Raw genomic sequence first — 11340 nt, forward strand, 5'->3', positions numbered from 1 at the left:
GAAGAGCGTTCAACGATGACGACTGATTCGCCGGCCACCGCCGTCCCCTCCCGCCCTTCTCTGGGCGTCCGGATCGGGCGGATCGCGTTCCTCGTCGTCGCCGCGATCGTCGTGATCGCGGTCGCCGCAGCCTTCTTCGTCACGTGGACGATCCAGCGGTCGTTCCCGCAGACCGAGGGCGCGATCGAGGTGGAGGGGCTCACGGCCACCGTCACGGTGCAGCGCGATGCCAGCGGCGTGCCGACGATCACCGCCGACTCGACGGACGACCTCTTCTACGCGCAGGGATTCGTGCACGCGCAGGACCGCTTCTTCGAGATGGACTTCCGCCGGCACGTGACATCGGGGCGCGTCGCCGAGATGTTCGGGGCCTCGCAGGCCGGAACCGACGCCTTCCTCCGCACGCTCGGCTGGCGCAAGGTCGCCGAGGCAGAGGTCGAGGCGATGGACGACGTGACCCTGAGCTACTACGAGGCATACGCCGCCGGCGTCAACGCGTATCTTGCCTCGCGCTCGGGCGCAGAGCTCTCGCTGGAATATGCCGTGCTCGGCATGCAGAACCCGGACTACGCCCCTGAGCCCTGGGAGCCCGCCGACTCCGTCGCCTGGCTCAAGGCCATGGCCTGGGATCTGCGCGGCAACGTCGAGGACGAGACCGAGCGCGCGCTCCTCGCCGCCGAGCTGGATGCCGGCCCCGCGGGTGATGATGCGTCGGATGCCTCAGACCACACGACCGCGATGCTCGAGAGGCTCTACCCGGAGTATCCGTTCGATGAGAATCCGGTGATCGTCCCGAAGATCTCGACGGTCCCCGCGCTCGAGACGGATGCCGAACCCGCCGCCTTCCTGTCCGACACGGGCGCTGACGTGCAGCAGGCGGTCACGACCGTGGAGTGGGAGAAGACCTCCGACGTGATCGCCGCGGCGAGCATGCTCGTGGGCGACCTGGGCGAGGGCATCGGATCGAACTCCTGGGTCGTCTCCGGCGACCTCACCGACACGGGGATGCCGCTGCTGGCCAACGACCCGCACCTCGGAGCATCCCTCCCCTCCGTCTGGTACCAGGTGCAGCTCAAGTGCTCGACGGTGAATGCGGCGTGCCCGTTCGACGTCGGCGGCTTCTCTTTCTCCGGCCTTCCCGGCATCGTGATCGGGCACAACCAGAAGGTCGCGTGGGGCTTCACGAACCTCACCACCGATGTCACAGACCTCTACATCGAACGCGTGCAGGGCGACGAGTACTGGCGCGACGGCGTCCTCGTGCCCCTCGAGGAGAGCACCGAGACGATCAAGGTCGCAGGCGGGGACGACATCGAACTGACCATCCGCTCCACGGTCCACGGTCCGATCATCTCCGGGCTCACCGACGACTTCACTGCGATCGCCGAAGACCCGGTCCCCGCGCTCGAGGCGGGCATTCCGGGAGGCCCCGATCTGTTCTCCGGCGGAACCCTGCCAGAGCCGAAGGTGGAACCCGAGTACGCGGTCAGCCTCCGCTGGACCGCCCTCGACCCCGGCACGGCCGCGACCGCGATCTTCGCGCTCTCGACCGCGCAGGACTTCGATGACTTCCGCTACGCCGCCTCACTCTTCGACGTGCCCGCGCAGAACCTCATCTACGCCGACACCGACGGCAACATCGGCTACCAGACGCCGGGGCGCCTGCCGATCCGCGGCGCGGGCGACGGGTGGATGCCGCAGCCCGGTTGGGACAGCAGCTACGACTGGACCGGATTCATCCCGTTCGAGGAGCTGCCGGTTTCGTACAACCCGACCTCGGGCTACATCGTCACCGCGAACAACGCGATCGTCACCGACGACTACGAGTACTTCCTCTCCCGCGATTGGGACTACGGGTACCGCGCCGCCCGCATCGCCTACCTGATCGAACGTCGCGCCGCCGCCGGGCCTCTGACGGCGAAGGACATGCGCGCCATCCAGATGGACAACGAGATGTGGATCGGCAAGCAGCTCGCCGCCGCCCTCGCCGACATCGAGGTCTCCGGGGCGGGCCCGCGAGAGGCCGTCGAGCTGCTCCGCTCCTGGGACGCGCAGAACACGGCATCCTCCGCCGCCGCCGCGTACGCGAACGTGCTCTGGTCGAACCTCGTGCAGAACATCTTCGGCCGACGCGAACAGCCGCTTCCCATCGACGGACAAGCCCGGCTGTTCACGGTCGTGGCGGGCATGCTGGAGGATCCGTCGGATCCGCTCTGGACCAACACGGAGCTCGATGTCGACGGGATGGACGAGATGCTCGCGCTCTCGGCCGAAGACGCCTATGACGAGCTCTCCGGGCTTCAGGGCACGGCGGTCGCGCTCTGGAACTGGGGCGACCTGCACGCGATCACCCTCCGCAGCGACACCCTCGGCGCCTCGGGCATCGCGCCGATCGAGGCCCTCTTCAACCGCGGCCCCTTCCGTGTCGGCGGCGGAGCATCGGTCGTGAACGCGACGGGGTGGGAGCTCGGCACCTCCTACGCGACCACCACGGTGCCCTCGATGCGCATGGTGGTCGACCTGTCGGACTTCGACGCCTCGACGTGGATCCACCTCACCGGGGCCTCCGGCCACGCGTTCGCCGAGCACTACGTGGATCAGACCGAAGACTGGGCGGTCGGCATCCAGCGTCCGTGGGCGTTCTCCGCGAAGGCGGTCGACAGCGCCGCCGTGCACACGCTGGTGCTGACGCCCGCCGGCTGAACCACCGGGTCGCTGAGCCATCGAAGCGCCCGCACAGCCGGGTCGACTCCACTGGGTCGCTGAGCCTGTCGAAGCGCCCGTCCAGCCGGGTCGACTACCGTTGACGGGTGCCGACCAGCTACCTCGCCCCGAAGGGCACCCCCGTCACCCTGCTCGAATACGAGTACGGCGGGGCGACCCTCATCGCCGAGACTTTCGGCGAGGGCGAGCACACCTTCCTGCTGCTGCACGGCATCGGCATGGGGCGCAGCGTCTACCTCGACGTGGTGCAGCGTCTCGACGGCCGTGTGATCGCACTCGACCTGCCGGGCTTCGGTGAGGCGCCGGAGCCCACCCGGAACCTCACGATGGAGCGTCACGCCGACCTCGTCGCCGCCTACCTCCGTCACACCGGCGAGGAACCCGTGATCGTCATCGGGCACTCGATGGGGAGTCAGATCGCGGCCGAGCTCGCGGCACGGCATCCGTCGCTCGTCGCGAAGGTGATCCTCGCCGGACCGACCGTCGACAAGGCGGCGCGCAACGTCGCATCCCAGGCGAGGTACCTGCTGATCGACCTGCTGGGCGAGCGTCCGCTCGTGATCTGGCGCGGCGCGAGGGAGTATCTGCGCGGAGGGCCGCACCTGATCCGGAAGATCCGGGCCACGATCGTGCATGAGCCCGAAGACGCCTTCGCCCGCATCGACTGCCCGGTGCTGGTGCTGCGAGGAGAGGACGACCCGCTCGCACCGATGAGCTGGTGCCAGGCGATCATCGACGCGATCCCCGGCGCCGAGCTGAAGGTCATCCCCGACCACGGTCACGGCACCCTGATCACCGACTCTGAGCCGGCCGCCCGCCTGATCCAGCGCTTCGCGGACGCCCGCTGAATCAGGGGTATCCCCGGAACCTGACGCTGTCGGACGCGGAGTCGTCGAGCGCCTTCGACAGCGCCGGATCCACCGCGAATCCGTCCGGATCGGCCCCGCGCGACGCCCGAGGCCGCCGCATCAGCATCGCGAACCACGCCACAGCGATCACGCCGAGGACGATCAGGAACGTCTCCATGGCAGCACGGTACCGCCCGCGCGCATATTTCTCCAGGTCGGTCACCGGTGCCGCTGCGCAGCCGTTCACAATTCAGCCAGAATCTCGCGCTGACTGCGAATACCGGGCTCGCGAGGGCTGTCGGGCACCGTTCTTGCTGAATTGTGAACGTCGATCGCCGGTGAATCGCGGACCGAGCACCTCGATGACCTCCCGCAGTGCCTTCTGCACGGTCTGCCGGTCACCGAGGATGTCCGTCGCCAGCGGACGGATCGTCACGTATCCGCGTCGGGCGGCCGCGAGGTCGCGGCGCCGGTCGTCCTGCTGCTTCTGCCATCCCTCATGGAACTCCTTGCTGTCGCATTCGATGATCAGCCATCCCTCCACGACGAAGTCCACCCGCCCGACGCCGGCGATGAACACCTGCGTCTCGAATAGGGCGCCGATGGCCCGGAGGATCAGGCGCACGAATGTCTCGGGTCCCGATTCGGCGGAGCCGTCGACGAGCCCACGCACGGCCTTCAACCGGGCCGGCAGTCCGGCGAAGACCTCGTCCACCTGAGAAGCCGTCAGCAGGCCGTGATGCACCAGGCTGTCCAGCGTGGCGACCGCGGCGCGGGGCTCCTGGCACCGCACCGCGTGACGTGCTGCGTCGATCAACGGCGCGACGTGGAGGAGCTCCGGCGTGACAGACGAGAGGTTCCAATGAAGGGTGACGTGCCGCCCCTTCGGTGAGCGCAACCGAGAGCTCCCTCGCGTGACGAAGACGTGCAGGCCGCGCGGCCGGTGCACGAACACACCCATCAGCGCGAGCTGTGACAGACACGTCAATCGCCCGCCGATCCGGACCGCTTCCACGATGTCTCCGTTCGCCTCGGCCAGGACGTAGCGATCGCGTCGGACATGTTGAAGATGCCCCCGTCGGACCTCCCGTGAGATCGAGCGGGCTGACATGCCCAGGGCGAGCAGGTCTGCCCGGGTGAAGGCGATGCGCGAATAGGCGGCGGCAGCGCGCTGCGGGATGGTCCTCGTCTCATCAGTCATCCGAGAAGTGTGTGAACAACCCGCTCTCGTAGGGCCCAGGAGCGGGGGATTGTGGACGAAGTTCCGCCACGCTCGGTCGGTGCAGAAGTAGTTTCAGCGAGGCGCGCCGTGCATAATTCAGCAAGAACTTCGCGGATGCGGCGTACTCGTGGCCGAGAGAGCCGCAGAGCCGCGTTCTTGCTGAATAGTGAACGCCGCGCGTCGAAGCCCGACGTCCTCATGGCCCGGACGCCGCTCGGCACTACCCCGCGCCGGGAGGGGTCTGCTTCGATTCGGCGAGCTCGTCGACGATGAGGCTGCGCTCGTCGGTCGTGCCGTTGCGGTAGGCCTGCCGGCCGACGATGTGGGCCGAGAGCGGCGCGGTGGCGAACTGCATCAGCACGATCGGAGCCACCAGGACGAGGCCGATCAGGATGCCGCCGACCGAGCGCTGCGACAGTGCGACCGCGCCGCAGATGAGCACGAGGCCGAGCACCTGCGGCTTCGTGGCCGCATGCAGCCGGGACGGTACGTCGCGGAAATGCAGCAGGCCGACGGCGGCCGAGAGGCAGAGCAGGGCGCCGAGCAGGATCAGCACGAGCACCGCCACATCGATGACGGCGTCGGGGATCAGGAGACCGAGCACGTTCATTGCGTCGTGTTGTCCCTTCTCGCGACGAAGCGGGCGACGGCGATCGAGCCGAACACCCCGATCGCAGCGATGATCAGCAGCACCGGGATGCTGCGGGTGTGCCCGTTGATCGCCATCTCGGCGCCGAGCACGCACATCACCTCGGTGAGCAGCACGTCGGACGCGACCGCGCGGTCGAGGATCGACGGCCCCCGCACGATCCGGATCACGGTGAGGATCGCGGCGACGCCGAACACCACCATGATCACCAGCAGGAGGACGTTCATCGGGCACCGCCTCTCGGGGATCCGCCGACGCCGACCGAGCGCTCGTCGGCCTTCAGCGCACGGTACTGCTCCGGGTCGCCCAGCGCGCGCACGATCCGCCGCTCCCAGAGGAGGACGCCCGCACGCTGCCTCTCGACGTCGGCGGCGTCGCGCACGCCGATCACGTGCAGGTAGAGGATGCGCCGGTCACGATCCGCCTCGACGATGAGCGAGCCGGGGATCAGCGAGGAGGTGACCGCGACGTGGGTCATCACGAGGTCGTCGGCGTACCGCAGCGGCACCGCGATGATCGCGGCTCCCGGCTGGCGACGGAAGTCGAAGACCTGCACCGTGACCGACAGCGCCCCGCGCAGAACGGCGAACAGGAACTGCACGACGAACAGCGCCGCGTACCAGACGTTGATGCGTCCGGACAGGGCGACCGTCGGCAGGCGGAACACGCGCGTGACGAACACGGCGACGATCAGTCCGGTGAGGAACGACAGCACGGTGAACTGCGCCCAGAGCAGCATCCAGAGCACGACGAGCCAGGCCAGGAACGGCAGCTGCACGCGGATGTCGCGCCAGAGGTGACGACGGGTGTCTCTCATCCGCTCACCTCGTCTTCCAGCTGCACGAGGCTCACGGGCTGCAGCAGCGCCGAGCCGATGCGGTCGCAGAGGGCGTAGAGAGGACCGGCGAAGATCGTCAGCGCGACGGTGACGGCGACCATCCCTCCGGTCGCGAGCGTCATGATCTTCGGGATGCGGCGCTTCTTCTGCTGGTCGTCAGCGGCGGGCGCGTTGCCGAGGTACGAGATGCGGCCCTCGGTCTCGGTCGAGTCCTCCTCCTCGCGCCAGAACGCGAGGTTCCAGGCGCGCATCAGCGCGTAGAGGGTGAGGAGCGAGGTGACGATGCCGCCGATGATGAGCACGATCATGAGGGGCGTGCCGACGGATGCCGCGGCCTCGAACAGCGCGAACTTGCCGATGAACCCCGAGAACGGTGGCAGGCCGCCGAGGTTGATCGCGGGCACGAAGTAGAGCACGGCGATCACCGGCGCCACCTTCAGCAGTCCCTTGACCCGGAGGATCGAGGTGCTGCCGGCGCGGCGCTCCACGAGCCCGACCGCGAGGAACAGCGTCGTCTGCACGACGATGTGGTGGACGATGTAGTACACCGTGGCGCCGATCGCGGCCGGTGTCGCGATCGCCAGGCCGAAGATCATGTACCCGACGTGGCTCACGAGGGTGAACGACAGGATTCGCTTCAGCTCCGCCTGGGCGACGGCGCCGAGCACCCCGATGATCATGGTGGCCAGGGCGATGATCAGGAGGACCGTGTCGATGCTGTTCGATGCGAACAGCTGCGTCTCGGTGCGGATCAGCGCGTAGACGCCGACCTTGGTCAGCAAGCCGGCGAACACGGCGGTCACCGGGGCCGGGGCGGTCGGGTACGAGTCGGGCAGCCAGAACGACACGGGGAAGATGGCGGCCTTGATGCCGAAGGCGATCACCAGCATGAGGTGCAGCACCAGCTGCGTCTCCTGCGGGAGCTCCGACATGCGCTCGGCGATCTGGGCCATGTTGACGGTGCCGAGCGCCCCGTAGATCATCGCGATCGAGGCGAGGAACAGGATCGACGACACCAGCGAGACGACGATGTACACGGCACCGGTGCGGATGCGGGACTCGGTGCTGCCGAGCGTGATCAGCACGTACGACGCCACGAGCAGGATCTCGAAGCCGACGTAGAGGTTGAACAGGTCGCCGGCGATGAACGCGTTGAAGATGCCCGCCGCGAGGATCAGGTACGAGGGGTTGAAGATCGAGATCGGCGTCTCGTCCGCGCCGTCGGCGACTCCCTGGCCGATCGAGAACAGGAGGACGGCCAGGAGCACGATGCTGGAGACGAGCACGAGCAGCGCCGACAGCCGGTCGACGTAGAGCACGATGCCGAAGGGCACGGGCCACCCGCCGACGGAGACGGCGAGCGGCGCTCCGGCATCCACCACCACCAGCAGCACGGCGGCGATGACCGACACGATCGCGAGGGTGGCGACGGTGACGAACACCTGCAGGCGGGCGTTCCGTCCGAAGACGAGGGTGACGGCGGCGCCGAGCAGCGGAAGCGCGACGAGGAGCGGAACGAGGGCGGTCATGACCGGTCCCCCTCGTTCTCGGGGCGCTCGGCGGGACGGCGTCCTTCCTCGTCGTCGCCCCGGCGGTCCGGCGCGTCGAAGGGGGCGTCGTCGTGGATCGACGGATGGTCGCGCATGTGCAGCACCGTGATCGGCGCGGTCTGCACGCCGACGAAGTCGGTGGTCGCCTCTTCCTCGAGGTTCGCGTCGTCCTCCATGACGTCCTCGTCGGCGTCGGTGCGCTCGCGGAGGGCGATGTCGGCCTCGTCGTCCTCGACGGTGTCGGCCTGGCCCAGTTGCCAGGAGCGGTAGATGAGCGCGAGCAGGAACGCCGACACGGCGAAGGTGATCACGATGGCGGTGAGGGTGAGCGCCTGCGGGAGCGGGTCGCTCATCTCTCCCTCGGTGCCGAAGAACGGCGCGTTGCCCGGCACGCCCATCACGATCAGCAGCAGCAGGTTCGTCGCGTTGCCGAGCAGCAGGAAGCCGATCAGCACGCGTGTGAGGCTGCGTTCCAGCATCGCGTAGACGCCGCAGGCGAAGAGCACCGCCATCACGACGATCAGGGTGAGCGAGACGTCCATCAGCTGCGCACCCCTCCCTGCGTGGGGCTCTCCTGCGGGCGGAGCGCGGACTGGCGGTCGACCTCGGCGCCGAGGCTGCGGAGCACGTCGAGCACCAGCCCGATGACGACGAGGTAGACGCCGACGTCGAAGATCGTCGACGTGACGAACTCCATGTGCCCGATGCCGGGGATCTCCCACTCCCAGAAGGAGCTGGTGAGCGGCGCGAGACCGAAGAACAGCGGGACGACCGCGGTGCCCACCGCGAGGATCAGGCCGGCGCCGAGGAGCCGACCGGCATCCGTGGGTGCCGCAGCTCCCAGCTCCCAGCGACCGCCGGCGATGTAGCGCATGACCAGCGCCATACCCGCGACCAGGCCACCGGCGAAGCCTCCGCCGGGAAGGTTGTGCCCCGCGAAGAGCAGGAAGATCGACACGACGATGATGGTGTGGAACAGGATGCGGACGATCACCTCGAGCAGGATCGAGCGGTTCTCCGGCTTCATCTTCTGCCCGCCGACGAGCCAGGCGCGCGGACTGTTCTCGTTCTCGGCGGTCTGGAAGCGGATGCCCTCGGTGGTCTCGACGAGGGGACGGCTGCGGGCCGCCTTGCGCGTCGCCCGGGGGAGGACCTTGGTCGCGGCGAGCAGATCGGCGCGGTGCGTGACGAACACGAGGGATGCCACGCCGGTCGCGGCGAGCACGAGAACGGACAGCTCGCCCATGGTGTCCCAGCCGCGCAGATCGACGAGCGCGACGTTGACGACGTTCTTGCCGTGCCCGATCTCGTAGGCGAGCTTGGGGAAGGCTTCGGAGATCGGTTCGGCGACGCGTGACTGCGTGGCGACCACGGCGACGAACGCCATGGTCACGCCGACGCCGATCGCCAGCAGCGCGCGGGGGATCCGGCTCACCGACGCGTTGTGCTCGCCCATGCGCGCCGGGAGGCGTCGGAGGACGAGCGCGAACGTCACCATCGTGACCGTCTCGACGAGGATCTGGGTGAGCGCGAGGTCGGGTGCGCCACTGGTGGCGAAGAGCGCGACCATGCCGAGCCCGGTCACCGACACCAGGACGACACCGGTGTAGCGCTTCTGCGCGCGCACGGCGAAGACGCCGGCCACCGCCATGATCGGCGCGACCGCGATCTGCGCCGGGGTGTGCCAGGCCGAGAGGTTGTAGCGATCGACGTCGCTCGCGATCAGCGCGGTCACCTCGGCGGCGACGAAGACCACGAAGATGGTGCCGACGTAGACGGGCAGCGAACCCCGCTGCGTGAGCGTGGTGCTGAGCACCGAGAGGCGGTCGATCCCGCGCATCACGAGGTAGTAGGCGTCGGCGGCCGTGAAGGGCAGCATCCGCGCCTTGGCGTCCCAGCCGGTGCGGCGGGTCAGCCAGAAGATCCCGAAGCCGAGGAGGATCGTCAGGATCGAGATGCCGAGCGCAGGTTCGAGACCGTGCCAGAGCGCGAGGTGTCCTGGCCCTTCGACAGCCTCGCCCGCGGCGTCGAGTCCGGGGGTCGCGGTGAGGGCGTAGCCCTGCAGCGCCACGTCGAGCGCCGGTGCTCCGATGCCCGCGGCGAGGGTCACGCCGGCGAGGATGATCGGCGCCGACAGGAAGCCGACCGGCGGGTCGGGCCACGCGGTGTCCGGCATCCGCTGCCCCTGCTCGTCGCGCTTCGTCCAGAACGCACCCCAGAGGAAGCGGATGCCATATGCTGCGGTGAGCATGGACCCGAGGCTGACGCCGACGATCGCCACGAGACCCCACGGCGAGCCGTGCAGTCCATCGTCGAGAAGCGCCGTGAGAGTGGATTCCTTGGCGACGAAGCCGATGGTCGGGGCGATGCCGGCCATGGAGGCCACCGAGATGAAAGCCGCGGTCGCCATGACGGGCGCCTGTCTGCCGACGCCGGACAGCTCGGTGATGTCACGCGTGGAGAGCTGACGGTCGATCACGCCGACGATCAGGAAGAGGGCCGACTTGAAGAGCGCGTGACCGATCACCAGGGCGAGGCCTGCCAGTGCCGTCGCCTGCGTGCCGTAGCCCACGACGAGGGCGAAGAAGCCGAGCTGGCTGACCGTGCCGAAGGCGAGGATGCGCTTGAGGTCCGTCTCGCGCAGCGCCTGGATGCCGCCGAGCAGCATGGTCACGATCCCCAGCGTGATGACGATCGGACGCCAGGGACCGCTGAACGCGAAGATCGGCGCGAAGCGCGCGATCAGGTAGATGCCGGCCTTCACCATGGCGGCGGCGTGCAGATAGGCGCTCACCGGTGTCGGGGCGGCCATCGCACCGGGAAGCCAGAAGTGGAAGGGGAACAGCGCCGATTTGCTGATGGCGCCGATCAGCAGCATCACGATCGCGGCATCGATGATCGGTCCGGTGGGTGCGATCTCGAGGATCTCCCGGATGCTGCTCGTTCCGGCATCCACCACGAGGAGCACGACCCCGACGAACATCACGAGACCGCCGAGCGTCGTGACCAGCAGAGCCTGCAGTGCCGCACGTCGGCTGACCGCGCGACGGCGGTAGTGCCCGATGAGGAGGTACGAGAGGATGCTCGTCACCTCCCAGAACATCACGAGCATCACCAGGTCGTCGGTGAGGACGAGCCCGTACATGGCGCCGGCGAACCCGAGCAGCACGCCCGCGAAGGAGCCGATCCCCGCGGAGTCGTCGAGGAAGTACCACCGGCAGTAGAGCAGCACCAAGGCGCCGACGCCGGTGACGATGAGGGTGAGCACCCAGCCCAGGACATCCATGTGCATCGAGAGGTTGAGCCCGAGCTGCGGGATCCACGGGATCGAGACGAAGGGTGCGGAGCCGTCGAGGACCTCCGGGGTCCGCACCAGCGCGTGGACGAATGCCGCAGCCGGAATGAGCGCGGCGATGATGAATGCCTGCGATCCCAGCCAGCGCACCAGTACGGGCATGAGCAGGGACCCGAGGAGGAACACGGCGAGGAGCGTCAGCATATACGCGGCT

The 11340-nt window shown here is 68.4% G+C and carries 10 protein-coding genes; 2 read left to right on the forward strand and 8 right to left on the reverse strand.

Annotated features, from left to right (window positions below; genetic code table 11):
• The first annotated feature begins 15 nt into the window (after positions 1-15).
• On the forward strand, positions 16-2703 hold the full coding sequence (locus LBN7_RS09210; RefSeq protein ID WP_407361622.1) for a penicillin acylase family protein: 2688 nt from the start codon (positions 16-18) through the stop codon (positions 2701-2703).
• Between the two features lie 107 nt (positions 2704-2810).
• The gene (locus LBN7_RS09215) at positions 2811-3572 is read left to right on the forward strand and encodes an alpha/beta fold hydrolase (protein ID WP_407361623.1); all 762 of its coding nucleotides are present in this window, start codon (positions 2811-2813) and stop codon (positions 3570-3572) included.
• A 1-nt stretch (position 3573) separates the two neighbouring features.
• Here the strand turns inward: LBN7_RS09215 and LBN7_RS09220 are convergent, their stop codons facing one another.
• From LBN7_RS09220 to LBN7_RS09255, 8 genes are all read right to left on the reverse strand, one after another.
• Complete coding sequence (locus LBN7_RS09220; RefSeq protein ID WP_165807954.1) at positions 3574-3750, reverse strand: hypothetical protein; 177 nt, start codon at positions 3748-3750, stop codon at positions 3574-3576.
• A 72-nt stretch (positions 3751-3822) separates the two neighbouring features.
• Complete coding sequence (locus LBN7_RS09225) at positions 3823-4773, reverse strand: hypothetical protein (RefSeq protein WP_407361624.1); 951 nt, start codon at positions 4771-4773, stop codon at positions 3823-3825.
• 241 nt (positions 4774-5014) lie between these two features.
• Positions 5015-5404: a monovalent cation/H(+) antiporter subunit G gene (gene mnhG, locus LBN7_RS09230; RefSeq protein ID WP_116633266.1), complete on the reverse strand. Its 390-nt coding sequence runs from the start codon at positions 5402-5404 to the stop codon at positions 5015-5017.
• Entirely contained in the window at positions 5401-5670 is a 270-nt protein-coding gene (locus LBN7_RS09235) for a monovalent cation/H+ antiporter complex subunit F (RefSeq protein ID WP_116633267.1), read from the reverse strand. The genes mnhG and LBN7_RS09235 overlap by 4 nt, the downstream gene beginning before the upstream one ends.
• The gene (locus LBN7_RS09240; protein WP_116633268.1) at positions 5667-6260 is read right to left on the reverse strand and encodes a Na+/H+ antiporter subunit E; all 594 of its coding nucleotides are present in this window, start codon (positions 6258-6260) and stop codon (positions 5667-5669) included. The genes LBN7_RS09235 and LBN7_RS09240 overlap by 4 nt, the downstream gene beginning before the upstream one ends.
• Positions 6257-7810 (reverse strand): Na+/H+ antiporter subunit D, encoded by a 1554-nt coding sequence (locus LBN7_RS09245; RefSeq protein WP_116633269.1) that lies wholly within the window; start codon positions 7808-7810, stop codon positions 6257-6259. Before LBN7_RS09245 ends, LBN7_RS09240 begins: the two co-directional genes overlap by 4 nt.
• Positions 7807-8373 carry a Na(+)/H(+) antiporter subunit C gene (locus tag LBN7_RS09250; RefSeq protein ID WP_116633270.1) on the reverse strand — a complete coding sequence of 189 codons (567 nt, stop codon included), beginning with the start codon at positions 8371-8373 and terminating at the stop codon, positions 7807-7809. Before LBN7_RS09250 ends, LBN7_RS09245 begins: the two co-directional genes overlap by 4 nt.
• The gene (locus tag LBN7_RS09255; RefSeq protein WP_407361625.1) at positions 8373-11330 is read right to left on the reverse strand and encodes a Na+/H+ antiporter subunit A; all 2958 of its coding nucleotides are present in this window, start codon (positions 11328-11330) and stop codon (positions 8373-8375) included. Before LBN7_RS09255 ends, LBN7_RS09250 begins: the two co-directional genes overlap by 1 nt.
• Between the last annotated feature and the right edge of the window lie 10 nt (positions 11331-11340).

Origin of the sequence: Microbacterium sp. LBN7, assembly GCF_045690345.1 — a bacterium.
In the GTDB taxonomy this organism is placed as follows: domain Bacteria; phylum Actinomycetota; class Actinomycetes; order Actinomycetales; family Microbacteriaceae; genus Microbacterium.